22 protein-coding genes are annotated in these 25,872 nt (G+C 66.6%); 12 read left to right on the plus strand and 10 right to left on the minus strand.

Features of this window, described 5'->3' with window-relative positions:
• Positions 1–182: 182 nt before the first annotated feature.
• From AC5P57_RS21570 to AC5P57_RS21585, 4 genes are read right to left on the minus strand one after another with little or no spacing between them, the layout of a single operon-like run.
• Positions 183–896, minus strand: coding sequence for a M15 family metallopeptidase (locus tag AC5P57_RS21570; RefSeq protein WP_262235207.1), 714 nt, complete (start codon positions 894–896; stop codon positions 183–185).
• A complete protein-coding gene (locus tag AC5P57_RS21575) occupies positions 829–2,382 on the minus strand; it encodes a serine hydrolase domain-containing protein (RefSeq protein ID WP_262235206.1) in 1,554 nt (517 codons plus the stop codon). Before AC5P57_RS21575 ends, AC5P57_RS21570 begins: the two co-directional genes overlap by 68 nt.
• Positions 2,383–2,437: 55 nt before the next feature.
• The gene (locus AC5P57_RS21580; RefSeq protein ID WP_262235205.1) at positions 2,438–5,461 is read right to left on the minus strand and encodes a TonB-dependent receptor; all 3,024 of its coding nucleotides are present in this window, start codon (positions 5,459–5,461) and stop codon (positions 2,438–2,440) included.
• 51 nt (positions 5,462–5,512) lie between these two features.
• A complete protein-coding gene (locus tag AC5P57_RS21585; protein ID WP_262235204.1) occupies positions 5,513–6,985 on the minus strand; it encodes a transglutaminase-like domain-containing protein in 1,473 nt (490 codons plus the stop codon).
• A 132-nt stretch (positions 6,986–7,117) separates the two neighbouring features.
• Here AC5P57_RS21585 and AC5P57_RS21590 point away from each other — a divergent pair, with 132 nt between their 5' ends.
• The 6 genes from AC5P57_RS21590 to AC5P57_RS21615 all read left to right on the plus strand — a co-directional run bounded on the left by AC5P57_RS21590 (position 7,118) and on the right by AC5P57_RS21615 (position 13,382).
• The gene (locus AC5P57_RS21590; protein WP_262235203.1) at positions 7,118–8,557 is read left to right on the plus strand and encodes a C40 family peptidase; all 1,440 of its coding nucleotides are present in this window, start codon (positions 7,118–7,120) and stop codon (positions 8,555–8,557) included.
• The gene (locus AC5P57_RS21595; protein ID WP_142807105.1) at positions 8,554–9,648 is read left to right on the plus strand and encodes a dipeptide epimerase; all 1,095 of its coding nucleotides are present in this window, start codon (positions 8,554–8,556) and stop codon (positions 9,646–9,648) included. Before AC5P57_RS21590 ends, AC5P57_RS21595 begins: the two co-directional genes overlap by 4 nt.
• 376 nt (positions 9,649–10,024) lie before the next feature.
• Positions 10,025–10,873, plus strand: a complete 849-nt coding sequence (locus tag AC5P57_RS21600; RefSeq protein WP_099551619.1) for a MurR/RpiR family transcriptional regulator — start codon at positions 10,025–10,027, stop codon at positions 10,871–10,873.
• Between the two features lie 15 nt (positions 10,874–10,888).
• A complete protein-coding gene (locus tag AC5P57_RS21605) occupies positions 10,889–11,650 on the plus strand; it encodes a L,D-transpeptidase family protein (RefSeq protein WP_262235202.1) in 762 nt (253 codons plus the stop codon).
• Complete coding sequence (locus AC5P57_RS21610) at positions 11,647–12,948, plus strand: APC family permease (protein ID WP_049444533.1); 1,302 nt, start codon at positions 11,647–11,649, stop codon at positions 12,946–12,948. The genes AC5P57_RS21605 and AC5P57_RS21610 overlap by 4 nt, the downstream gene beginning before the upstream one ends.
• A 110-nt stretch (positions 12,949–13,058) precedes the next feature.
• Positions 13,059–13,382, plus strand: coding sequence for a hypothetical protein (locus AC5P57_RS21615; protein ID WP_099551621.1), 324 nt, complete (start codon positions 13,059–13,061; stop codon positions 13,380–13,382).
• A gap of 44 nt (positions 13,383–13,426) precedes the next feature.
• Here AC5P57_RS21615 and yiaA read toward each other — a convergent pair whose 3' ends face one another.
• Entirely contained in the window at positions 13,427–13,882 is a 456-nt protein-coding gene (gene yiaA, locus AC5P57_RS21620; protein ID WP_099551622.1) for an inner membrane protein YiaA, read from the minus strand.
• 168 nt (positions 13,883–14,050) lie between these two features.
• On the opposite strand from yiaA, the gene AC5P57_RS21625 reads away from it, so the two are divergent.
• The gene (locus AC5P57_RS21625; RefSeq protein WP_262235201.1) at positions 14,051–15,220 is read left to right on the plus strand and encodes a PQQ-dependent sugar dehydrogenase; all 1,170 of its coding nucleotides are present in this window, start codon (positions 14,051–14,053) and stop codon (positions 15,218–15,220) included.
• A 66-nt stretch (positions 15,221–15,286) separates the two neighbouring features.
• Here the strand turns inward: AC5P57_RS21625 and AC5P57_RS21630 are convergent, their stop codons facing one another.
• From AC5P57_RS21630 to folB, 4 genes are all read right to left on the minus strand, one after another.
• Entirely contained in the window at positions 15,287–15,832 is a 546-nt protein-coding gene (locus AC5P57_RS21630; protein ID WP_495219777.1) for a hypothetical protein, read from the minus strand.
• A gap of 131 nt (positions 15,833–15,963) precedes the next feature.
• A complete protein-coding gene (locus tag AC5P57_RS21635) occupies positions 15,964–18,138 on the minus strand; it encodes a glycoside hydrolase family 3 N-terminal domain-containing protein (protein ID WP_495219778.1) in 2,175 nt (724 codons plus the stop codon).
• A 128-nt stretch (positions 18,139–18,266) separates the two neighbouring features.
• Entirely contained in the window at positions 18,267–19,538 is a 1,272-nt protein-coding gene (locus AC5P57_RS21640; RefSeq protein WP_142807099.1) for a mechanosensitive ion channel family protein, read from the minus strand.
• A gap of 62 nt (positions 19,539–19,600) precedes the next feature.
• A complete protein-coding gene (folB, locus tag AC5P57_RS21645; RefSeq protein WP_099551627.1) occupies positions 19,601–19,954 on the minus strand; it encodes a dihydroneopterin aldolase in 354 nt (117 codons plus the stop codon).
• Between the two features lie 359 nt (positions 19,955–20,313).
• On the opposite strand from folB, the gene AC5P57_RS21650 reads away from it, so the two are divergent.
• Complete coding sequence (locus AC5P57_RS21650; protein WP_262235198.1) at positions 20,314–20,979, plus strand: hypothetical protein; 666 nt, start codon at positions 20,314–20,316, stop codon at positions 20,977–20,979.
• A 33-nt stretch (positions 20,980–21,012) separates the two neighbouring features.
• On the opposite strand, the gene tsaD is transcribed toward AC5P57_RS21650, so the two are convergent.
• Positions 21,013–22,038: a tRNA (adenosine(37)-N6)-threonylcarbamoyltransferase complex transferase subunit TsaD gene (tsaD, locus tag AC5P57_RS21655; RefSeq protein ID WP_099551629.1), complete on the minus strand. Its 1,026-nt coding sequence runs from the start codon at positions 22,036–22,038 to the stop codon at positions 21,013–21,015.
• Between the two features lie 166 nt (positions 22,039–22,204).
• Here tsaD and rpsU point away from each other — a divergent pair, with 166 nt between their 5' ends.
• From rpsU to dnaG, 4 genes are all read left to right on the plus strand, one after another.
• Positions 22,205–22,420 carry a 30S ribosomal protein S21 gene (gene rpsU, locus AC5P57_RS21660; RefSeq protein WP_002808376.1) on the plus strand — a complete coding sequence of 72 codons (216 nt, stop codon included), beginning with the start codon at positions 22,205–22,207 and terminating at the stop codon, positions 22,418–22,420.
• A gap of 133 nt (positions 22,421–22,553) precedes the next feature.
• Positions 22,554–22,997, plus strand: coding sequence for a GatB/YqeY domain-containing protein (locus tag AC5P57_RS21665; protein WP_049426948.1), 444 nt, complete (start codon positions 22,554–22,556; stop codon positions 22,995–22,997).
• A 103-nt stretch (positions 22,998–23,100) separates the two neighbouring features.
• Positions 23,101–24,045, plus strand: a complete 945-nt coding sequence (locus tag AC5P57_RS21670; RefSeq protein ID WP_099551630.1) for a YihY/virulence factor BrkB family protein — start codon at positions 23,101–23,103, stop codon at positions 24,043–24,045.
• A gap of 60 nt (positions 24,046–24,105) precedes the next feature.
• The gene (gene dnaG, locus AC5P57_RS21675; protein ID WP_142807097.1) at positions 24,106–25,845 is read left to right on the plus strand and encodes a DNA primase; all 1,740 of its coding nucleotides are present in this window, start codon (positions 24,106–24,108) and stop codon (positions 25,843–25,845) included.
• The last annotated feature ends 27 nt before the right edge of the window (positions 25,846–25,872 follow it).

A 25,872-nucleotide genomic window follows, 5' to 3' on the forward strand; every position in this document is an offset into this window, starting at 1 on the left:
AGGCGAGGTGGGTCCGGTGGCGGGAGTGTCCGCGGCATGGATGCCGCGGCCAAGCCCCCAGGGATGGGTTTACGGCGTCTCCCGCCACCGGACCCACCCCGCCATCCCACGGAATGCACGCTGTTGCTGTTGCTGTTGCTCTGGCTTGTAGCGGGTGCAGGGCGCAGCCCTGCCGATAACCCCTAAAGCACCGGCACGTCGTACGCGGTGCCGGGATCCGGCTCGGGTTGCAGGGTGTAGTGCCACCACTCCTGCGGATAGTTGACGAAACCACGGCGCGCCATCGCCTGCACCAGTTGCCGCCGGTTCGCCTGCTGCGCCTCACTCAGCCCGCTGGTCTGGGTATGCGCGCGCGGGCCAAAGAAATCGAAGTCGGTACCCATGTCCAACGGCGTGCAGCTGCCACTGCGGCAATCCAGCAACCCAAGATCAACCGTCGCACCACGGCTGTGGCCCGAACGCTCGGCGATGTAGCCATCGGCCAGCAGGCGCGGCTTGTCCAGGTCCGGGTACTGCAGCGCCTTGCGCGTGAGTTCGCCCGGATCGTTCACCCAGGCCATGAAGGCCTGCACCGAGCGCACCGGCCGATAGCAATCGTAGAGGCGCAAGCCAAAGCCTTGCGCTCGCAGATCCTGTTCCACCTGCGCCAGCGCTTTCGCCACCGGCGCCAACAGGTAGCAGGACGGCGCCTCGTAGCCGGGCACGCGCGCACCAGTGAAGTTGTTGGCACCGGCGTAGCGGATATCCATGTCGATACGCGGCGCCACCGACCGGATCTCCACCAGCCCTGCATCGGCCGCATCGGTGGCAGGCGAAACGCGCGGTGGTTCAGCGGCGTTGGCGGTCGCCGCCAGGGCAGTCGCCAGTGCGAGTGAAATGCAGGTCCTGGAAGTCATAGCTGAAGTCGATGTCGGGATCGATTGCACGCAGGTCCAGTGTCGGTGCCGGGCCTTCACCTGGCTGCAGCCACGCCTGCGCGTCATCGCCCAGCGTATCCCAGCGCAGCAGCCAGCGCTCCTGCAGTTGCAGCACGGCACCGTGCAGGCGCGGCGATCTGTCCACGCTGAAGCGCAGGCCGTCCTTGCCCGGGCACAGCGATGCGGGCCCCAGCCAGGGATCGCTGTAGCGACCCTGCCAACGCGGCAGGTCGTCTCCGCTTGCCGGCTGTGCGGCTGCGGTCGCTGGCCGTTGGTGGCCAGATGCTGCCTGCGCTGCCTGGTCAGCCTTCAGTTCGGCCAGGTACTCCATCGCCGGGCGCGTATCGCCTGGTGCGGTGAAGCGCTTCAGCATCGCCTGCATCAACGCCGTGCGTGCATCCTCGCCTTCACCGTTGATCAGCATCACCACGCCCACCCTGCGGTCGGGCAGCAACGCCAGCGATGAGTACATGCCTGACAGCGTGCCGGTATGCGCCACCTTCCACTGCCCGTCCATGTCCGACACGCGCCAGCCATAGCCGTAGCCGTAGAAATGCGCGTTGTCCCAGCGCCGCTGGCGTTCACCCAGCGGCATCGGCATGTGCAGGGTCCACAGCGTGCGCCGCTGCTCGCTGCCCAGCCAGTCCGGCACCAGCGCGGGATCCAGCAGCACCTGCATCCAGCGTGTCATGTCGCGCAGCGAACAGCGGATGCCGCCGGCCGCCATCGACGGCAGGTCCGGGCTGATCGCAGCATCGGCGTTCACGACCTCATTGCGATCACCGCGCCAGGCATGCGGCTGCGCCACGTTGCCCACGCGTTTCACCGACCACGTACCCACCTGGCAGCGCGTCATGCCCAGCGGCTCGAATACCTGCTCGCGCATCAGCTGGTCATACGGTTTGCCACCGGCCGCCGCCGCCACTTCGCCGGCCACCACGTACATCAGGTTGTCGTACGCATAGCGGCTGCGGAAACTGCTGACCGGCTTGAGATGCGCCAAGCCGGCGATGATGTCGGCACGGGTGAACGCGTTCGGCTCCGGCCACAGCATCAGGTCACCGGCGCCCAGGCCGAGGCCGCTGTTGTGGATCAACAGGTCACGCACCTGCATCTGCTCGCCCACCCACGCATCGTGCATGCGGAAACCCGGCAGATGCCGCTGCACCGGATCATCCCAGTGCAGCCTGCCCTGCTGCACCAGTCGCGCCAGCAGCGCAGCGGTCATCGCCTTGCTGTTGGACGCGATCTTGAACAGCGTGTCCTCATCGATGCGGCCGCCATCGCCGCGCGTGCCTTCTGCATGGCGATGGACCACCTGTCCGTTCTCGACCACCGCCAGCGCCAGCCCGGGCAGATGCTCGGCCTGGACCACGGCCGCGATGTCGGCCTCGATGGCTGCGTTGTCGACCGACGAAGCGGACGGTGCGGCCAGTGCCGCCGCGACGATCAGCAGGTGGTGCATGCGGGCGGCCCCTCCATTGCCCGCGCCGTCACGATGGACGGCGCGGAGCGTGGCCTCAGAAGTTCCAGGTCACCACCAGCTGGGTATAGCGCGGTGCCTGCCAGCGCGTGCCGGTAGCGAACGTCGCCTCGCGGTACTGGCCGGGCTGCGCCTCGTAGCGCTGGTGCACGTTGATGGTCTTCTGGTTGTTGAACAGGTTGTACACCGACAACCGGGCGCTGAGGTCGATACCCTCCACCGGCAGGCGCCAGGTCACGTTGGCGCCCATGGTCCAGGTCCACGGCAGGCGGCCAAATGCGCCGCGCGGGCTGTACTCGAACTGGCGCTGGTTGTACGGGCCCGAACAGTTGGCGACGCACAGCCAGCCGGTGCCACCACCACTGCCTTCACTGGACGTGCTGCCACCGGCGATGGAGTCGTTCGGCCACATCACGCCGTAGGCGGTGATCGGGCCACCGGACTGCACCTGCAGCGTGGTGCCGAACGACCACTGCTTGTTCAGCGCATACGCGGCACGCAGCTTGAACTGATGGCGGAAATCGTTGAACAGAACACCATAGCGTTCATTGGTGGCCGGGTGGTCCCAGAACTGCACCATGCCGGTGTCACCGTAATTGGTATCGGAGTTCACCGGGCCTTCGAAGTTGCCTTCGCTCTTCGACCACAGGTAGGACGCGTTGAACATCCACTTCTCGTCCCAGGCACGGTCGATCTGGAACTCCAGCGCCTTGTAGGTACGCTTGGGCTTGGAGTAGCCGATCACCTCGCCACTGCCGCCCTTTCGATAGCCGCTGTTGGCGGTGTCGATGGTGATCCAGCCTTCGTTGGCACAGCCGATGCTCTTGTCGCCCCAGATCGTCAGGCTCTCGCCCGGGTTGGCGATCGGCCACAACGTGCTGGGGGTCGGGCCGCACGGGGTGTAGTTGATGCGGATGTCATCCAGCGCGCGGGTCATGCGCCGGTAGGTGGCGTTGACGCCCCACGACCAGGCCTGGTTGATCATGTTCTGGAAACCCAGGATGTACTCGTCCTGGTAAACCGCCTTGAGGTCGCGGTCCACGCTCTGGCGCAGGTCGGCACCGCCGGTGTTCATGCGGGTGTCGGTCGGCCCGATCTGCTGGCCGACGATCGGTGCCATGTACGGCGAGCCGGTCGGCGAGGTCTTCTGCTCCCAGCCGTTGAGCACGTAATAGCTGTATTCGTCGGTCAGGCCACCAGCGAAATTCACGTTGATGTTGTTGGTGACCGGCAGGTAATAGCGGCCGGCGTTACCGAACAGCTTGGTGCTGCCATCACCGCGCATGTCCCACGAGAAGCCGACGCGTGGCGCGATCAGGTCGTCCATCTTGATGAACGCCTTGCCGGCGGCGGTCCGGTTCTCGAAGCGGTCCCAGCGCACGCCGAGGTTCAGCATCAGGTTCGGGGTGATGTTCCAGATGTCTTCCAGATAGAAGGCATTGGCCTCGGTCTCGAAAGTACCGCCCGAACGGCGGTTGCGTGCACGCAGCATCTCAGTGACGCCGGCCGGTACATAGGCGTTGGCGCCATCCCACACTTCATCGCCGGGCCGCGCCACGTAGGCGGTGTAGCTCAGCTCGGTCGGCCCTGGATAACGGGTGGACTGCTTGGTGGTCATCAGTTCGCGGTCGACACCGAAGCGCAGCAGGTGATCGCCGAGCTGCCATTCGAAGTCCAGGCGCGCGACATCGCGGGTGTCATCACGTTCGGCCACCGCCGCGCCGGTCGGGTGGCAGCCGGCGCGCAGCCCCTGCAGCTTGCCCAGCCGCGGGCCGTAGGTGCTGTCGGTGAACACCGGGCTGCAGGCCTGGTCCAGCGACGAGTTGGTGAAGGCACGCTGCTTGTTCTGGCCGACCATGGCGCGCGCGGTGAAGTTCTGGCCGAAGTGGCCGGTGTAGGTGGCCGACCAGTTGCGCCCGCCGGTCTCGGTGACCGAGTCGCCGCCCCAGGCACCGAGCCGGTCGGCATTCCAGTTGTAGCCGTACGAGGCATTGGTGACGTCGCCCTCGTCGGAGAACGCCAGCAGCGCCAGGCTGTGGTTGTCGTTGATGTTCCAGTCCAGCTTGGTGCCCCAGAAGCCGTTGCCGGAATCGTTCTTGAACCAGGTACTGCCATCGGACGAGGTGTTGTGGCCCTTGTCGCTGCGGTCCTCGTACATTGCGAACAGGAACAGCTTGTCCTTGATGATCGGCCCCGAGCCCCAGACGTTGGTCTTCAGGAAGGAGTTGTTGTCGCGGCTGCCGTAGGAATGTGGGGTGCCGTCGCGGTGGAAATGATCGCCGCCACTGGCGCGCCACGCACTGGGCTCGGCGGTGACTTCAACACCGCCCTCGAATTCGTTGCTGCCCGAACGGGTCACGGCATTGATCACGCCACCGGTGGAGCGGCCGAACTCGACCGAGTAGCCACCGGTCTTGACCTGGAACTCGTTGAAGAACGCGAACGGCGCGGTGCTGAAGCCACGACGGGTATACATGTCGGTGACATTCAGGCCGTTGATGAAGACCGCATTCTCGGCCACCGATGAACCGGCGAACGACAGGCCACCGAATGAGGAGTTGCCACCGACCACGCCAGGCGCCATCAGCGCGACCGCAGACAGGTCCTGAGCCACCGGCAACCGCGAGATCTCCTGGCGGTTGATGTTGAACGAGGTTTCGGTGGAGTAGACATCCACGCGGTTGATCACGCGGGTGCCGAGCACCTGCAATGCATCCAGGTTGGTGACACCGCCGCCGCTGGCCAGGTTGACCGTGGTGGTACCACCGACGGCAACGCTCACCGACACCTGATCGCCGAGCTTCTGGCCATCGCGGCTGAGCTGCAGCTGATAGTCACCCACCGGCAACTGGCCGAGGCGGTAACTGCCATCGGCGCCAACGGTGACGGTACGGGTCAGGCCGGTGCTGCTGCTGACCACGGTCACCTGGTCACCGGCGGTTGCACGGCCGGCGACTGCGCCGCTCACGTTCTGTGCCATCGCGATGCCGGGCAGCACGACGCCCAGACACGCCCCGAGGGCGACGCACAACGCCGCCCGCTTGATGCTGTAAGCCTTCATCCCCTGCTCTCTCCTGCAAGAATTGAATGGTGTGGAATGTGATGTGTCGCGCTAGCGTTGCCTGGCCGGCAGTACCCGCCACTGGAAGTCGTAGCTCCATTGGTCGAAGTACAGGTTGCCGCCTGCCCACTCGGCCTCGCCGCGCTGCGAGTCGACCGTTTCCGAGCGGAAGTGCTGCTTGGCCGGCACGAAGGGCTGGCCGAAATCGTCGTTGAAGGCGATGCGGTAGCCATCGAGGCCACCCAGGTAGAAGTCGCGCAGCGCCGGCACATCGCTGACCAGCGCGCCGGTGGTCACGTCCATTGGCAGCCAGCCGTACGGCGCCAGGTAGACCTGCCCCCAGTCGTGCAGGTTGTTGTAGCCGCTGCCGTCGTCGGAGAACACCATGCCCGACTGCCAGCGCGCGGGAATGCCATTCAGGCGCAGCAGCGCAATCAGCAGCAGGGTCTGCTGGCCGCAGTCGGCATGGCCGGCGCGCAGCGCATGATCGCTGATGTTGCTGAGCGTGGAGTATTCGCGTGCACCGGCCCACGGAATACGATCGACCGCAGCGAACAGCCTGCGCACCACTTCATAGGGGCGTGTTTCGCCCTGCAGCACCTGGTCGGAGAACAGCTTCAGCGCCGGAGTGAAGCGCACATGCGGCAGCTGTTCGGCCAGGTAAGGCTTCAATGCGGGATCATTCGGCGCGGCCTGCACCTTCGCCGGATCGATCGCGGTGTGCCGCGCGAAGACCGTCACCGCGTAGCGGATCTCGAACCGGGTCGGCTTGCCGGCTACTGCTTTGGCTTCCAGGTAGGCGGTGCGCTGAAGGGTACTGGCCGGGGCCACGCGCGCCTTGCCCGGTGTGCTGCCCAGCCACTGCACCTGCTCCTGCTGGCCGGGAATCTCGCGCGGGTAGGGAATCCAGGCGCGTACGGTTTCGCCGGCCGGGACGGCATCGGCTTTCACCGTGAGCGACTGGGTGAATTCAATGCGCTGCGGCAGCACCGACGCCTGGCCACTCTGTTCGGCCGCGGCAAGCACGCGCGCGTGGTGCGCGTTGAGCACTTCGTTCGGGCCCAGCGGTGACATCGGTGCATCCGCGCGGCGGCGTGCGCGTGCTTCGTCACTGAGCAGGAACAGGTTCGACGGTGCGCGCTTGAAATACCAACGCGTGCCATCGATGTCGAGATGCTCGATCAGGCCGAGCTGATCCCACCGCGCGAACTCCTCGTCGGTGAGGTCGGGAATCCAACGGCGCACGGCCGCCTTGGCCGCGGTCTCGTCGAGGGAAAAATCCAGGCGGATGCGGCGCATGCGCTCGCGCTGGAAGGCCCCTTCGGCGCTATCGCCTGCCGTTGCCAGCAACGCTTCGGCATCGCTGAAGCGACCGCTGTCGATCAGGTCGATCACCTGCGCCTGGCGCGCCCGCTGCTGGCTGCCATGCCCATCCGTTGCCTGCGCGGCAGACGCCCACAGCAGCAGCGCGGCACACAGGCCGGCGGCGGCAGGCAGACGCGGTTTGCGAACGGCAGACTCCACAGCGACACTTCCCCAGCGCGGGTGGTAATGGCTGTGTAACACGGGCCGGGATGTCGGTCAATAATTTATTCTTGCTTTCTATGCCGAAAGGAATAAATATTCCAAAAGGCATTCGAGGAGGGTGTGCTGCGCATGATCCTGGCTTCCCGCGAACGGCACCGGCATTGGCCGCGCCGGTTGACCCTGGCCCTGTGCCTGCTGGCCGCACCGGCCTTTGCACAGGCGGCACCACCGCCCGATCAGGGTGCGCCGCTGCCCTATGTGATCGGCCTGCACGAGGCCTACCTGACCCCGCAATACTGGGCCGCGCGCCTGGACAACGCCGATGCGCCGATCCTGGATCGCGCACAGATCGAGGCACAGAACGCACGGATGCGGGCGCAGGACAGCCACATCCAGGACATCGCCGCACTGCCCGCCCAGCTTGATGCGGCGGCGGTGCGTGCCAGCATCACCGTGCTGTCGAGCTGGCCCACCCGCGCCCTCTATGACGACAAGGGCCAGGCCATCGCCCCCGCGCTACGCAGCGGCATCGAAGCCAACCTCGGCCTCGATGCGATTCCCACCCAGGTAGCACCGGCTTACGGGCTGGTGGTGAAGCGTGCCGCACTGCGCACCTTCCCCACCCGCGAGCGCGTCTTCAGCACCGTCGGTGACACCGACATCGACCGCTTCCAGGAATCGGCACTGTTCCCCGGTGACAAGGTCGCCGTGGTCCATCGCAGTGCCGACGGCCGCTGGCTGTTCGTGCACAGCGAGCGCTACAGCGCATGGATCGAGGCCGATGCCATTGCCAGCGGCGACAAGGCCACGGTGCTCGGCTACGGCGCGCAGGGACCGTACCGGATCATCACCGGCGCCACCGCACAGACCGCCTACACCCCAGAGGAACCGCGCGTCTCGCGCCTGCAGCTGGACATGGGCGTGCGCCTGCCGGTGCTGGCCGACTGGCCCGCCGCCGAACCGGTGAACGGCCAGCAGGCGCATGCCTCGTGGGTAGTGCAGCTGCCGGTGCGCGAAACCGACGGCCGCCTGAAGCTGGTACCGGCCCTGCTGCCGCGCTCGCAGGACACCGCCGCCGACTACCTGCCGCTGACCCCGCGCCTGCTGCTGCAGCAGGCCTTCAAGTTCCTCGGCGAACGCTACGGCTGGGGCCACGACTACGACACCCGCGACTGCAGCGGGTTCGTATCCGAGATCTACCGCAGCTTCGGCGTGCTGCTGCCACGCAATACCAGTGCACAGGCGGTCAGCCCCGCACTGGATCGCCTGCCGTTCACCAGCAAGGACGGCAAGGCATTGCGCGACCGTGCCGTCGCCGACCTGCAGGTGGGCGATCTGGTCTACATCCCCGGCCACGTGATGATGGCCATCGGCCACGTCGACGGCCGCACCTGGGTCATCCACGATACGGCGGGCGGCAGCTGGTTCGGTGCTGACGGCAAGCGCGTACAGGCCCACCTCAATGGTGTTTCGGTCACGCCGCTGGAGCCGATGATGGCCAGCGATACCGTCCGCTACATCGACCGCATCACCAACATCCAGCGCCTGCGCGCCAAGACTCCTGAATGAAGATCACCGCCATCGAACTGGGCATGCTGCGCGTGCCGCTGAAGACGCCGTTCAAGACCGCCCTGCGCACGGTGGAGACCGTGGAAGACGTGGTCGTACTGATCCGCACCGACACCGGCCACACCGGCTACGGTGAAGCCCCCGCCACCGCAGTGATCACCGGCGATACGCACGGCTCGATCATCGAAGCGATCCGCCACTTCATCGCTCCGCGCCTGATCGGCCAGGACCTGGTCAACCTCAACCGACTGTGCGGGCTGGTGCAGACCGCGATGGAGCGCAACACCAGCGCCAAGGCCGCGGTGGAGATCGCGCTGTACGACCTGTGGGCGCAGCTGCACGGTGCGCCGCTGTACCAGATGCTCGGCGGCGGCGACCCGGTGATCACCACCGACATCACCATCAGCGTGGACTACATCGACAAGATGGTGGCCGACTCGCTGTCGGCGATCGACCGCGGCTTCGAGTCGCTGAAGATCAAGGTCGGCAAGGACATCGGCCTGGACATTGAACGGGTCAAGGCGATCCACGCCGCCGTCGAAGGCCGCGCCCTGCTGCGTCTGGACGCCAACCAGGGCTGGACTGCCAAGCAGGCGGTGCATGCGATGCGCACCCTGGAGGAAGCCGGCGTGGTGCTGGAGCTGCTGGAGCAACCGGTGAAGGCGGCTGACATCAGCGGCCTGAAGTACGTCACCGACCGCGTCAACACGCCGGTGATGGCCGACGAAAGCGTGTTCAGCCCGAGCCAGGTGATGGACCTGATCCAGCAGCGCGCCGCGGACATCATCAACATCAAGCTGATGAAGACCGGCGGCCTGTCCAACGCGATCCGCATCGCCGACATCGCCGGCATCTACGGCGTGCCGTGCATGATCGGCTGCATGATCGAATCGAGCATCAGCGTGGCTGCCGCCGTGCACCTGGCGGTTGCCAAGAGCGATGTGATCACCAAGGTCGACCTGGACGGCCCGTCACTGGGCCAGTTCGACCCGGTCAGCGGCGGCGTGCATTTCAACGAATCGGAGATCAGCATCAGCGACGTGCCGGGGCTGGGCATCACCGAAGTGCGCGGGCTGGAGATGCTGGGTTGAACCGCGCAGTCGAGCATGGCTCGACTCTACAGCGGCCACGGGTGACTGACGCTTGGTCGGGCGTTACTTTTCTTTTCGCGAAAAGAAAAGTAACCAAAAGAAACGCTCCGCCGGCTGCGAGCCGACGTGCTGCGCACGTCGGTGCCCTGCGCTCCTCGGTCCGCCGAGGGACGGCGCGGAACTCGCTACGCTCAAACACCCGCGCCTCTTCGCCCTCGCCGGACCTGCGGTGCTCGGCTCGCTTGAAGGCGGACTCAACGTCAAAGGCAACAACTGCACTCCGTAACCTCTTCGCGACTGGAACCCGCCCGACCCATTCCATGGCACGCTCTACGCTGCCAATCGCAACGCGCCTACACATGCCCGGACACCCCGCATGCCGCCCCTGCTGAAGATCCGCACCGAGCGCGGGCAGATGTCGGCCATCGAGCGCCGTATCGCCGACTTCATCCTCGACAATGCCCACCTGCTGCGCGACTACTCGTCCCAGCAGCTGGCCAGCGCACTGGGCATCAGCCAGTCCAGCGTGGTGAAGTTCAGCCAGAAGCTCGGCTTCAAGGGCTACCCGGACCTGAAGTACTCGATCGGCCAGGATGTGGCTCGCGCCGGTGCCGATCCACAACAGGCCCCCAGCGAACCCGACAGCGGCGATGACTACCTGCGCCTGGGCGACGCCCTGCGCCGCAGCAAGGCGCAGGCCGAAGAGGAAACCCGCCAGGCCAACCCGCGTGAAGAGATCGAGCGCATCGTGCAGCTGCTCGACGGCGCACCCAAGCTGTTCGTGTACGGCCTGGGGGACGACGGCCTGTTCGCGCGCGAGTTCGCCATGCGGCTGTCGCTGCTCGGCCTGCTGGTGGTACCGCATACCGACCCGATCCTGATGCTGGCCAACCTGTCGGCCGCGCGCCCCGGCGATGCGCTGCTGGTGTTCTCCGAATTCGGCAACCTGCCACAGCTTTCGCAGCTGTCGCGCCAGTTCCAGGACATGGGTGGCAAGGTGATCTCCATCACCCGCCACACCGCCAACCCGCTGCGCGCGCATGCTGATGCAGCACTGGTGGTGTGTGCGCACGATCGCACGCCGCAGGTCGCGCAGCTGCTGTACCGTAGCGCCATGCACGCCCTGCTCGATTTCCTGTTCGTGCTGCTCTGCCACACCAATCCGGATCGCCAGCAGCAGCTTGCGGTGAACCTGGAGCGGATCGACCACCTGCTGGATTCCTGACCGGAGCGCACGTTGATGAGATCGCTGGTCCGCCTTGCCACCACTGCACTGCTGCTTGCTGCGGCGGTATCCGTTCACGCGGCGCCGCTGGATGGCGCGCGGCAGCTGATCGTGGTCACCAGCGAAGGCTGGGACAGTACCCAGGGCCAGCTGCAGGCCTATGTGCGCGATGGCAGGGGCTGGCACACGCACGGACAGGCGTTCCCGGTCGCGCTCGGCCGTACCGGCAGCGCCTGGGGACTGGGCCTGCATCCGGCACAGGCCGATGGCCCGCAGAAGCAGGAAGGAGACGGTCGCAGCCCGGCCGGCATATTCGCGCTCGGCAGTGCGTTCGGCTATGCCGTCACCCGCCCCGGCACCGCGATGCCCTACCAGCCGATGCTGGACAGCAGCTACTGCATGGACGTACCCGATTCGCCGTTCTACAACCGCATCGTTGATGAAAAGAAGGTCGGCAGTGCGGCGGTCAAGGGCTCCACCGAGCCGATGCGGCTGGACCTGCACAACAAGGGCGACGTGCGCTACCAGGAAGGCTTCATGATCGCCCACAACCCGGACAACCAGCCCGGCAAGGGCAGCTGCATCTTCGCCCACCTGTGGCGCACGCCCGGTGAGGCCACCGCCGGCTGTACGGCCATGCCACAGGAACGCATGCAGGCGCTGATGAACTGGCTGCGCCCGCAGGACGCGCCGCGCTTCGTCCTGCTGCCGCGTGCCGAGTACAAGCGCCTGCAGGCGCAGTGGCAGCTGCCCGCACTGAGCGGAGACGCCCGTTGAGCGCGCAGGACGAACCGCAGCTGCAGCGCGCGGTCAGCCGCTGGCAGATCGTCGGCCTGTCGATCAACGATGTGATCGGCAGCGGCATCTACCTGCTGCCGGCCGCCACCGTCGCCCTGCTCGGCCCCTTCAGCCTGTGGGGCGTGGTCGCTGCTGGCATCGTGGTCGCGCTGCTGGTGCTGTGCTACGCGCAGGCCGCCAGCTACTTCGATGAACCCGGTGGCAGCTACCTGTACGCCCGCGAGGCGTTCGGCCGCTTCGCCGGGTTCGAGATCGGCTGGATGATCTGGCTGACCCGCATCAGCTCGGCGGCCGCATTGAGCAATGCGCTGGCCGATGCCGTCGCGCGCTTCTGGCCGTGGGCCGGTGCCGGCATGGGCCGCATCGCGGTGATCGTGGTGTCGCTGGGCTTCCTGACCGGTGTCAACATCATCGGCGTGCGCTCGGCCGCGCGTACCGGCGTGGTGCTGGTGATCGGCAAGATGCTGCCGCTGCTGCTGTTCGTGGCCATCGGTGCGTTCTACATCGACCCGCAGCTGGCCTTCTCCGGACAACGCCCTGACCCGCACGACCTGCAGCGCATGGGGGAAGCCGCGCTCCTGCTGCTGTACGCCTACGCTGGTTTCGAGAACATTCCGGCCGCCGCCGGCGAATACCGCAATCCGCGCCGTGACATTCCGTTCGCGCTGATCACCATGATCATCACCGTCACCGTCATCTACGGCGCGGTGCAGGTGGTGGCTCAAGGCACGCTGGCCGGCCTGTCCAGCTCGGCCACGCCGCTGGCCGATGCCGCCGCCGGCTTCGGTGGCGAAGCACTGGCGCTGATCCTGACCATCGGTGCCACCATCTCCATCCTCGGCACCAACAGCAACACGATGATGATGGGCCCGCGCTTCCTGTTCGCGCTGGCCCGCGATGGTTACGGTCCGAAGATCCTGGCGCAGGTGCATCCACGCTTCCACACCCCGGCCGCATCGATCCTGTGCCAGGGTTTGATCGCACTCGGTCTGGCGCTGTCCGGCTCGTTCGTGCAGCTGGCGCTGCTGTCGATGACCACGCGCCTGTTCGCCTACATCGGAACGGCCGCTGCGGTACTGGTGCTGGCCAAGCGCTATGCCGACCGCCCCGGCGCGTTGAAGCTGCCGGGCGGCCCGCTGATTCCGGTGCTGGCGCTGCTGCTGTGCCTGGCGCTGTTCGCCAGTGCCAGCTGGCAGAACATTGCCGCTGCACTGGTCGCGTTCGCCATCGGCGCGGTGATCTACAAGTTGCCGCGCAAGGATGCCGACGCCGGGTGACCGGCAGCGCCGGGCCATGCCCGGCGGATTGATCTGGCGATCACACTGCCGGACCGGGCTGTTAACCGCCACGCAGGCACGATCAGGCTTCGTCCTCAACGGAGCCTTCCATGACCGAGTACCAGATCCCCGGCCGCGTACCGGACGACAGCACGCCGCGCGACGCGGTCAGCAACTACTGGCGCGAACGCTACACGGCCGAGCCCTATTACGATGACCAGTTGTTCTTCGAGGACTACGAGCCGGCCTACCGCATCGGCCACGCCGCGCGTGCGCAGGACGTGATCCGCGCCTACGAACAGGTCGAAGCTGAACTGGAGTCGCGCTGGGCCAGCGAGCGTGGCCGCAGCCGGCTGGAATGGGCGCAGGCACGCAATGCGGCGCGCCGTGGCTGGGAAGATGCACAGCTGGCGGATCCGCAGCTGGCACGATAGCGCCAGGCTGTTGTAGAGCCGAGCGCGGGCTCGGCTCTACACACTCACTCCTGTTCCGGCAGCGGTGGCACGATCGCGCCGCGCTTGCTCTCGCCACCACCGGCGGCGATCAGGTCGCGGGTGTTCTTCTGCACCGCCACCGCACCGAACAGCGACAGCGCATACGCCATGCCGTAGAAGCCCTTCTCGCTCGATGCCAGGGTGGCATTCCACAGGCCCACCAGCAGCAGCATCAGCGCCGACAGCAGCGCGAACCAGCACAGCGCGTAGTACAGCGCGCTCACCGGAATGCCCTCGACGCGGTCACGCACGCTCTTCTGCAGCGACACCGCCGCGAACAGGCCAAACAGCAGCAGGGTCAGGTAGTAGCCCTTCTCGTTGAGCGCCATCGTGGCGGCGTTGAACAGGCCGACAAGGTAGGCCGCGGCGCCCAGCAGCAGGGCCACCCACGAGGCGGCGATGAAGGCGGTGGACGGCTTGTGGGGCATGGCAGTGTTCATTGCAGATCCTTGGCAGGCAGACGGGCACGCTTTGCCCGGGCGTGCCCACCCTAGACGATCCCGCCGCCCTCGCACAGGGGTTGCAGGACCTTCGGGCCACGACGGTCACGGCTGCAGTGGTATACAAGGGACAGCCCGGCCATCCGCATCCCCGCCCTGGAGATACCCATGACCCGCATGCCCCTGCTGCTCGCCCTCGGCCTGGTGCCGATCCTTGCCACCTCCGCCTGCAATGCCGCCGACCCGGCCGCCAACGGCGCCCAGGCCGCGGCACCCGCAGCCTCCACCGCTGCCGACCAGCGCCCGTTCACCGCGACCGAAGTCAGCCGCTTCGATCAGCCGTGGGCCATGACCTTCCTGCCCGATGGCAGCCTGCTGGTCACCGAGAAGCGCGGCACGCTGCAGCACCTGGACCTGGCCAGCGGCCAGAAGCACGAGATCACCGGCGTTCCCAAGGTCGCCTACGGTGGCCAGGGTGGTTTCGGCGACATCATCCTGCATCCCGATTTCGCCCGTAATCACGTTGTGTACCTCAGCTATGCCGAGGAAGGCACGCTGGACACCCGCGGTGCCGCCGTGGCCCGTGCCACGCTGGTGCTGGACGCCAACGGTGCCGGCCAGCTGAAGGACCTGAAGGTGATCTGGCGGCAGAGCCCGAAGGTCAGTGGTGAAGGCCACTACGGCCATCGCCTTGCCTTCGGCCCGGACGGCAAGCTGTGGATCAGTTCCAGCGAGCGGCAGAAGTTCGATCCGGCGCAGGACATGGGCAGCAATCTCGGCAAGATCATCCGTCTCAACGACGATGGCAGCCTGCCCGCAGACAATCCGTTTGCTTCGCAGGGCGGCGTGGCCGCGCAGGTGTGGTCGCTGGGCCACCGCAACATCCTCGGTATGGCCTTCGATGCCAACGGCAAGCTGTGGGCGCATGAAATGGGCCCGGCTGGCGGCGACGAACTGAACCTGATCGTGCGCGGTGCCAACTATGGCTATCCGATCGTCTCCAACGGCGACCACTACGACGGCCGCCCCATTCCCGACCACGACACGCGCCCGGAATTCGCCGCGCCCAAGGTGACCTGGACGCCGGTGATCTCGCCGGCCGGCTTCGTGATCTACAGCGGCAACCTGTTCCCGCAGTGGAAGGGCAGCGGCTTCATCGGTGGCCTGTCGTCGACCTCGCTGGTGCGCGTGGCCTTTGATGGCGACAGCCCGCGCGAAGCCGAACGCTTCAACATGGGCGAGCGTATCCGCGAAGTGGAACAGGGTCCGGACGGCGCACTGTGGCTGCTGGAAGACGGCAGCAAGGCGCGCCTGCTGAAGCTCACCCCAAAGGCCTGAAGTAATGCCGGCCGCTGGCCGGCATCGCCCCCTGCCCAACGGCCCCGCATGCGGGGCCGTTCTTGTTTACTGGATGGTGCCGACCTTCACCTCGGAACGCGCACAGGCTTTGTCCAGGCACTCGCCGGTCAACCAGACCTGTCCATCGCCGACCATCACGCCCTGCTGGTTGACGAAGACCTTGCCGAAGTCCTGCTCGGACACCGCCTTGACCACCGCCGGGGTGATGATCGTCTCGTAGTTGCGCTGGAACTCACCGGGGCCGGTGATCTTCTTTCCATCCGCGATGTTCAGCGGAAAGCGCACTTCCTCCACCACGGCAGCACGATCACCACCGACCACGGCGGTCTTGAACGCGTTGAAGACCTTTTCGTACTGCGCGGCATCACCAAGCACGCTCTCGATGCGCGCACGCGCGTCTTCCGCAGGCGCATCCGCCGGTGTGGTTGCGGCAGGTTGGGCAGCCGGCGTCGCCGGTTCAGGCGCAGGCGTCGCTGCAGTGCTGGCCTCCATCGGCGGCGGCGCATCCACCGCAGGCGCGGCCGGCGGCGCCGCCGGCTGCGAACAGGCCGCCAACAGCAGGGCGGGAATCAACACGGCGATCGTACGCATGCGCGGGCATCCATCGGTCCAAGAATGCCGATGGTAGCGCCACACCAGTGGGGACAACAAAAAAGGGGACGGAGGGGATTAAGTCGTTTGTGCCACTAACGACTTAATCCCCTCCGTCCCCTTTTCTTCGATCAGGCCTTCAGCAGCTCGAACTGCACCGCTTCACCGGCGGCCGACGAGGCGCAGACCCACAGGTCGAACTGGCCAGGCTCCGCGCGCAGCACGCCGTCGCGGCCGGTGAAGGCCAGCTGCTCGCGGGTGAGGGTGAACACCACTTCGGTCGACTCACCCGGCTGCAGCGCCACCTTGCGGAAGTCCTTCAGTTCGCGCACCGGACGCACGCGACTGGCCACGCGGTCGTGGATGTACAGCTGCACCACTTCCTCGCCGGCCACATCACCGCTGTTGGTCAGCGTGGTGGTGATGGTCAGGGTGTCCTCCCAGCCGAGCTGCGCCGCACTCAACTGCGGCACGCCGTAGGCGAAGCTGGTGTAGCCGATGCCGTGGCCGAACGGGTACAGCGGCTCGTTCGGAATCTCGCGCCAACGGGCCTTGAACTCCGACATGGTCGGCAGTTCCGGACGGCCGGTGCGCGGGTGGTTATAGAAGTACGGCTGCTGGCCGGACACCTGCGGGAAGCTGACCGGCAGGCGGCCGGACGGGCTGTAGTCGCCGAACAGTACGTCGGCCACGGCATGGCCGGTCTGCGTGCCCAGGTACCAGGTCACCGCCACGGCCTGTGCATTGCGCACCGCGCCCTGCAGTGCCAGCGCGCGGCCATTGCGCAGCAGCACCACCAGCGGCTTGCCGGTCATCGCCACGGCCTCGGCCAGCGCCTGCTGGGCCGGCGGCAGGGTGATTTCCACGCGCGACTGCGCTTCACCGCTGTAGCGCTGCGGCTCGCCCAGCGCCAGCACCACCACGTCGGCGCGCAGTGCGGCGGCCACGGCCGCTTCGGTGCCACCGGGGATGGCCACTTCCAGTTCGCAGCCCGGCACGATCTCCAGCAGCGCTTCGTCGCCGATGGCGGCACGCACGCCGGTTTCCAGGTCCACGTAGCGCTGCTTGTCGCCAAACAGCGTCCAGCAGCCTTCGATGTTCTCGCGGTCCTGCACGAACGGGCCGATCAGCGCGATCTTCTGCCCGGTCTTCTGCAGCGGCAGCACGTTGTCGCGGTTGTTCAGCAGCACGATCGAACGGCGTGCGGCATCGCGCGACAGCTCGTCATGCGCGGCGAGGTGCGAGGTGTCGGCTTCGCGCGCCGGATCCAGCGAACGGTACGGATCGTCGAACAGGCCGATGGTTTCCTTCAGCCACAGGATGCGGCGCACGCCTTCATCCAGCACCGCCATCGACACGTCGCCGCTCTCGACCAGGCCCGGCAGGTGCTCGGCGTAGAAGCCGCTCTGCATGCTCAGGTCCAGGCCGGCGGTGAACGCCTTGGCAGTGGCATCGCGGTCATCGGCGGCATAGCCGTGCGCGACCAGTTCCATGTCGGCGGTGTAGTCGGAGATCACCACGCCCGGGAACTTCCATTCACCGCGCAGGATGTCGGTCAGCAGTTCGGCATTGGCACTGGCCGGCACGCCGTTGATGTCGTTGAACGAGGACATCACGGTGATCGCGCCGGCGTCGAAGGCGGCCTTGAACGGCGGCAGGTGCACGTCGCGCAGGGTCTGCGGCGAGATGTCCACCATGTTGTATTCCATGCCGGCCATCACCGCGCCATAGGCAGCGAAGTGCTTCGGCGTGGCCAGCAGCGAATCGGCCGCGCGCAGGTCGCTGCCCTGGAAGCCACGCACTCGGGCGGCGGCAAACGCACAGCCCAACACCACGTCCTCACCGGCACCTTCGGCGCCACGGCCCCAGCGCTGGTCGCGGGCGATGTCCACGGCCGGGGCATAGGTCCAGTGCAGGCCGGCAGCGGTGGCTTCGATGGCGGTGGCGCGCGCGGTGCGCTCAGCCAGGTCCGGCTCGAAGCTGGCGGCCTCGCCCAGCGGGATCGGGAACACGGTACGCATGCCGTGGATGACGTCGGCAGCCAGGATCACCGGGATGCCCAAGCGGCTCTCCTCGGTGGCAACCTGCTGGATGCGGCGGCCCAGCTCGGCGCCGACACCGTTGAACAGCGAGCCGACCTTGCCCTCGCGCACCTGCTGCAGCACCTGGTCGGCATTGCGCACGTTGGCTTCCGGGTTCACGTCCGGGGCGAACGGGCGGACCATGTCCGCGAAGACACCCAGCTGGCCGACCTTTTCCTCGACGGTCATCTGGGCAATGAGGGATTCGATGCGATCGGAGGCCACCAGCAGTCCTTGATGAAAACGTTTACAAGCCCGGCATTCTAGCGATCCCGAGCCATTTGGCGAGAGGTTTCGTCGTTCAGTTTCAGCCACCAGCGGGGTCCGTATGGCCCCGCCGGGGGCACCGCAGCTTACTCCGAGCCAGCCAACTGGCGCTGCCCGGCCATCAACATGGCGTCGCTGGAGGCCTGGAACACGCGCAGGCCGAAGGCCGGCAGGATCGCCAGCAGGTGGTCGAAGATGTCCGACTGCACTGCCTCGTACTCGCCCCAGGCAGTGCTGCGGGTGAAGCAGTACAGCTCCAGCGGCAGGCCTTCGGTCGTCGGCTGCAGCTGACGTACCAGCAGGGTCATGTCGGTATGGATGCCCGGGTGGCTGCGCAGGTAGCGCTCCACATAGGCCCGGAAGGTACCCAGGTTGGTCACGCGGCGGCTGTTGACCTCGGCCACGCCCTGCTCGCGCAGGCGCCCGTTCCACTGCCCCAGCTCCTGCTCCTTGGCCTGCAGGTAGTCGCGCAGCAGCGCAAATTCGCCGAGGAACGCCAGATCGCCCTCATCCAGGAAACCGACACTGTGCTGGTCCAGGTACAGCGCGCGCTTGATCCGGCGGCCGCCAGCCTCCTGCATGCCCCGCCAGTTCTTGAATGACTCGGTCACCAGCTTCTTGGTCGGGATGGTGGTGATGGTCTTGTCGAAGTTCTGCACGGTGATGGTGTGCAGGGCGATGTCGATCACATCGCCGTCGGCGTTCTGGCTGGGCATCTCGATCCAGTCGCCGATGCGTACGCGGCCATCGCCACTGATCTGCACGCTGGCCACCAGCGACAGGATGGTGTCCTGGAAGATCAGCATCAGCACTGCCGTAGCAGCACCGAGGCCGGTCACCAGCGGGCCCAGCGCTACGCCCAGCAGGGTGGCGACGATCGACAGGCCGGCGGCCACGAACACCACGATCTTGACCACCTGCAGGTAGCCCTTGATCGGCTTGTTGCGCGCATCGGGCTTGCGCTCGTACAGGCTGTTGGCCGCGTCCAGCGCATGCGAGAACGCCATCGACACCGTCAGTACGGCCCATACGATGCACAGCTTGATGATGACCTTGACCAGGCCTTCCGGCAGATCGGGGATGAGGGTGACGCCCGAGGCGATCACCTGGCTGGGCACCACGTTGGACAGGCGCGAAATCACCCGCATCACGTGGCTGCCGCGCCCGGACTCGGCGCCCGGCAGGCGCTGCAGCAGGCGCCGCAGGCCGCGCACCAGGATGCGCTTGGTGATCCAGTTGGCGAGGCCGGCTGCGATCAGCAGCGCCGAGATCATCAACGCCAGGTAGGCGCCAGGATAGGGTTCCAGTGTGTTCTGCAGCTTTTCCAGCCACTGTACCGCCACCACCGCGTCCACCATCAGTTGTCTCCTGTCTGTTTCGTTGTTGCCAAGGTTGCCGGCCGGTGGCCGGGTTTACCGGGTCAGTCCCGCGTGCGTTCGATGATCACGCCCACCGCGCGCGCGCCGCGCACCGCGCCCGGCTTGCTCAGCTTCAGGCGCAGCCACTTCACGTCGAATTCGTCCAGCACGATCTGCGCGCAGCGCTCGGCCAGGGTTTCGACCAGGCCGAACTCCGATTCGCGCACGAACTGTTCCAGGCGCTTGCTCACCGCCTTGTAGTTCAGGGTGTGGGTGATGTCATCGGTAGCCGCAGGGCGACGGTTGTCGAAGCCCATCTCCAGGTCGAACACCAGGTCCTGGCGGATCCGTCGTTCCCAATCGTAGATGCCGATCAGGGCGTCGATCGTCAGCCCTTCGATGAAAACCTTGTCCATTGCGCTTACCAGCCCGAATACAGGCGGCCATGGTAACGGCACGGCGGTGAGCCTGCCCGGAACGGGCGGTGGGTAGCCGGCAGGGACGCGGCTCCAGAAAAGACAAAGGGCCCCGCTAGCAGGGCCCTTTGGTACTACCGTTTGTCCCCGGGGGGAGCTGGAATCCAGCCGCGAGTCCCGGTGGCGCAGGCACGCAGATTAGGCAAGGACCAGATCGCCGGTCAAGGCCAGTTCCGACAGAGCGGGTCAGGTGTTCGTCCGAGGCAAAACGCAGAAAATCAGCCGCGCGGACAACGACGTTCCCTGATGGTCGCCGCCGCCCACTCTCGCGAACATCGATCCCTCCTTCACCACCGCACATGATGATGGCTCCATACGATGTACTGCGGCGCGCGTCGTCAGCGGAGCGTCTGTCTACTTACGAGAGAATCGCATCGACCTGCAGCCCCGACGTCACAGCCGAATCCCTGTACCTGTGGAACATGCGGATGTGCGGTGCACTGATGATGCCGGTCCATCTGTGCGAGGTGGTCATCCGCAACGCCGCGGCTATGGTTCTTGTTCGGCAGCACGGTCCACGTTGGCCCTGGAATGATGCCTTTAGACGCAGGCTGCCAACTTCGTCCAGTACTTCTCCACGCACGGCACTGGAACAACTTGCCAGTCGCGTAAGCGATACACCTGGAATCGTCGCTAACCTGCCTATGGTGTTCTGGCAGCAGCTATTCACATGTCGCTTCGATTCCACGCTGTGGATACCGGCACTCAGCGGAGTCCTGCGGCATGCGCCTTGCGCCCACCCCAGTGTCATCCGGAAAGCCATCCACGCGGATATTGGCCGCATCCGCCACCTGCGCAACCGCGTCGCGCACCACGAACCCATCCTGGAGCGCGACATCGGCGCCGACCTGGCGGCTATCGGGCGGCTGATCCATGCCCGCTGCCCATATACGCTGGGCTGGCTGCAGCGCCATGAGCGGGCGACGACGGTGTTGGCAGCATCGCCATTGGCAGGGCGTCTGTAATGCGTTCGCCGGGCATGGCCCTGCGCTACCGGTTCACACCGCCGGCAGGGTCGCCATGTCCCAACGCGGGGTCACGTCCACCTTCGGCGGGCTGTGCTGGCCGGCCTGCAGGCGCAGCGCGCCGGCGAAGGCGATCATCGCGCCGTTGTCGGTGCACAGTGCCGGCCGCGGGAAGCAGGCGCGGCCGCCGAGGCGCTCGGCCATCTGCTGCAGGCGGGCGCGCAGGCGCTTGTTGGCGCCAACGCCGCCAGCCACCACGATCACGTTGGTCCCGGCCGCTTCCAGCGCGCGCTCGCACTTGATCGACAGGGTCTCGACCACCGCATCTTCAAAGCCACGGGCGATATCGGCACGGGTCTGCTCGCTCTGGTCGCTGTCGCGCCAGGCCATCAGGACCTGGGTCTTCAGGCCGGAGAAGCTGAAATCCAGCCCCGGGCGGTCGGTCATCGGCCGCGCGAAGCGGTAGACACCCGGCGTGCCCTGCTCGGCCAGCCTGGCCAGCTGCGGCCCGCCCGGATAGGGCAGGCCCATCAGCTTGGCGGTCTTGTCGAAGGCCTCACCGGCAGCATCGTCCAGGGTCTCGCCCAGCAGGCGGTACTGGCCGATGGCGTCCACTGCCACCAGCTGGGTATGGCCACCGGACACCAGCAGCGCCACGAACGGCGCTTCCGGCGGGTCGTCTTCCATCAGCGGGGCCAGCAGGTGGCCTTCCATATGGTGTACGCCCACCGCCGGTACCTCCAGCGCCCAGGCCAGCGACCGGGCCACGCCGGCGCCCACCAGCAGTGCGCCGACCAGGCCGGGACCGGCCGTGTAGGCCACCCCATCGATGTCGCCTACACCCAGACCGGCTTCGGCCAGGGTCTGGCGCACCAGCGGCAGCAGCTTGCGGACGTGGTCGCGGCTGGCCAGCTCGGGCACCACACCGCCGTATTCGGCGTGCAGGGCGATCTGGCTGTAGACCGCATGGGCGCGCAGGGCCGCGCTGCCGGACAGGTCGGTGTCATACACCGCCACGCCGGTCTCATCACAGGAAGATTCGATGCCAAGGACTCGCATGCCTGCTATTATGACGCCCCTGCCGCCCCCTCGGGGGATGTGCAGATCTCACTGCTTTCGAACTTCCGACCCGTATTCAGGGTTGGCCGCTTGCAGTTTGTCTATTCGCCGCTATAATGTGCGGCTCGCCGGGCGTGACCCGGTTCTACTGTGTCCCGGAGATTCCATGCCCAGCGTCAAAGTCCGCGAGAACGAGCCCTTCGAGTTTGCTCTTCGCCGCTTCAAGCGCACTTGCGAAAAGGCCGGTGTGCTGGCCGAAACCCGCAAGCGCGAGTTCTACGAAAAGCCGACCCAGGAGCGCAAGCGCAAGGCCGCCGCTGCTGTGAAGCGTCAGCTGCGCCGCTCGTCGCGCGACGTCACCAAGCGTCAGCGCCTGTACTGATCGGACGCATCTTCATTGCGGCAGGCTTGCCTGTCGCGATGGAGCCGAAGCCGGCACGCGCGAGCGTCGCCGGCTTTTTGCGTTTCCGGGTTCGGGCATCCGCCCCGCCCCACCTACCACCACGAGGTTCCTCATGAGCATGAAGCAGCAGCTCACCGACGACATGAAGGCCGCCATGAAGGCGGGCGAGAAGCACAAGCTGGGCGTGATCCGCCTGATCAACGCCGCCATCAAGCAGCGCGAAGTGGACGAGCGCATCGAGCTGGACGACACCGCCGTGATCGCCGTGCTCGACAAGATGGTCAAGCAGCGCAAGGACTCGGTCAGCCAGTTCGAAGCTGCCAACCGTGAAGACCTGGCCGAGATCGAGCGCGCCGAGATCGTGGTCATCGAAGCCTACCTGCCGGCCAAGATGGGCGAAGCCGAGATCGTGGCCGCCATCCAGGCCGCCATCGCCGAGACCGGTGCTTCCGGCCCGGCCGACATGGGCAAGCTGATGGGCGCACTGAAGCCCAAGCTCGCCGGCCAGGCCGACATGGGCCTGGTGTCCAAGCTGGTCAAGCAGCTGCTGGCATAAGCCAATGCCGGGGTCGGATCCCTTTCGCATCGCGGAAGGGCTCCGACCCCATTGATGCACCCGCTTCACCGCACCTTCGACCCCCGGCTGTTACAACACCCTCATGGTCGAGCAACCGCACTCCCCCGCCGACACGCGTCCCCACGGCATCCCCGCACGGCTTCGCCACTACGCTGACCGCCTGCAGGACAGCTTTCCGATGGCCGTCGCCAAGCGCTTCGTCGAAATCGACGTGCTGACCCAGGCCGCCTCGGTCTCCTTCTACGCCCTGCTGTCGATGGCACCGCTGCTGGTGCTGCTGCTGTGGCTGACCGCCTCGCTGTACCCGCCTGCACAACAGACGCTGATCAGCCAGATCGGTTCGGTGGCCGGCAGCAGCGTAGCCAGCGTCGCCGACACCGTGCTGCACAACGCCAACAGTCAGCCCAGCGTCGGTTCGCTGGCCGGGCTGTGGAGCACGTTGCTGCTGTTCGTCGGCGCTACTGCCGTGTTCGCCCAGCTGCAGAACGCGCTGAACCGCATCTTCCACACCAGCGGGCAGCGCCTGGAGGGCGTAAAGGCGTGGCTGCGCAAGCGCGTGTTCTCGTTCGGCGTGGTGCTGGCACTGGGCTTCCTGCTGATCCTCTCGATGACCGCCACCACTGCACTGCAGGTGGTGTTCGCGCAGCTGCCCTCGGTGCTGCCGGCGATCGGCTACCTGACCTCGCTGCTGCTCTACACGCTGGCCTTCGCCTTCCTCTACCACTACCTGCCCGACCGCCGCGTGGCCTGGCGCCAGGCCTTCATCGGCGGTGCCATCACCTCGGTGCTGTTCACCCTGGGCCGCTACGGTATCGGCGTCTATATCGCCACCGTGGCCCCGGGCAGCGCCTACGGCTCGATGGGTGCGCTGGTGATCGCGCTGGTCTGGATCTACTACGCCACCGCCGTGTTCTTCGTCGGTGCGCTGATGACCGCAGTGATCGACGAGCGCCTGCATGCGCGGGCGCAGCTGGCCAGGGCCGGGGTCGATGCGGAACAGGCCAGCCCCGACGTCGCCAGCGAGTAAACTAGGGGAACCTGCCGCCCCTGCTGCGCGCCCTGGCGGCCGCGCCCCGTTCTGTTGCCCATGGCCCGTATCCCCGACGCTTTCATCGACGACCTGCTCGCCCGCACCGACATTGTCGAGGTGGTAGGCAGCCGCGTGCCGTTGAAGCGCCAGGGCAAGGAGTACGCAGCGCGCTGCCCGTTCCATGACGAACGCTCGGCCTCGTTCACGGTCTCGCCCACCAAGCAGTTCTATCACTGCTTCGGTTGTGGCGCGCACGGCACCGCGATCAGCTTCCTGATGAACTACGACCGCCTCGAATTCCTCGACGCGGTGGATGAACTGGCCAAGCGCGCCGGCATGGAAGTGCCGCGCAACGAGAACCCGCGCAGCCCCCAGCAGCAGGACGACAGCCGCGAGCTGTATTCGGCGCTGGAGGCGGCCACCAAGTTCTTCCAGAACAACCTGGAAGGCAGCGACAAGGCACGCAGCTACCTGGATGGCCGCGGCGTGGACGAAGAGAACCGCGCACGCTTCCAGATCGGCTATGCGCCGGATGGCTACAGCGGCCTGCGCGATGCGCTGGGCAAGGACGAGCGGCGCATGAAGCTGCTCGACCGCGCCGGGCTGTTCTCCAAGAACGACCGCGGCCACGTCTACGACAAGTTCCGCGACCGGGTGATGTTCCCGATCTTCGACCGCCGTGGCCGGGTGATCGCCTTCGGCGGCCGCGTGTTCGAGAAGGACGACGGCCCCAAGTACCTCAACTCGCCCGAGACCGCGCTGTTCCACAAGGGCCGCGAACTGTACGGCCTGTGGCAGGTGCGCCAGGCCAACCAGAAGATCGAGCGGCTGATCGTGGTCGAGGGCTACATGGACGTGGTCTCGCTGTTCCAGTTCGGGGTCACCCAGGCGGTGGCGACGCTGGGCACGGCCACCACGCCGGACCACGCCGAACTGCTGTTCCGCAACGCGCCGGACGTGTTCTTCTGCTTCGATGGCGACGCCGCCGGCCGCCGCGCCGGCTGGAAGGCGCTGGAGTCGGTGCTGCCGCGCATGAAGGATGGCCGCCAGGCCTTCTTCCTGTTCCTGCCCGATGGCGAGGACCCGGACACCATCGTGCGCAAGGAAGGCGCCGAGGCGTTCAACGAGCGCCTGAAGCAGGCCACGCCACTGTCGCAGTTCTTCTTTGACGAACTCACCCGCGAGATCAACCTGGGCACGCTGGACGGCAAGGCGCGCCTGGCCGAGCGCGCCAAGCCGATGCTGGCGCAGATTCCCGATGGTGCCTTCGGCGACCTGATGAAGCAGCAGCTGGCGCAGCTGACCGGCCTCGGCGGCAATGCCGCGTCCGCGCGTGCACCAATGCCGCAGCGCCAGCCCGCGCGCACGATCCAGCCGGTGGCCAAGCGCAGCCTGGTGCGCGGCGCGATCGCCGTGCTGCTGCAGCAGCCCTCACTGGCGCTGACCCTGGGCGGCCAGCACCACTTCCAGGGCCTGCGCCTGCCCGGCGTGGAACTGCTGCTGGAGCTGTTGGGGCTGGTCGAACAGCGCCCGGACATCAGCACTGGCGCCCTGCTGGAACACTTCGACGGCCGCGAGGAACAGGCCTCGCTGCATACACTGGCGGCACAGACGCTGCCCGGCACCGAAGCCAGCTGGACCCAGGAACTGCACGACGCGGTGGCCCAACTGGAGAAACAGCTGCTGGTGCAACGTCTGGAGGAGTTGTTGGCAAAGCAGCGCCAGCAGGGTCTGGACGATACTGACAAATACGAACTGCGCGAGCTGCTGAAGGCCCGCGCCGGGCTGCGCCTGTAGAGGGGCAGAACGCTTTCACGGAGAGGA

Source organism: Stenotrophomonas sp. YJH_SMC_79, from assembly GCF_059367995.1.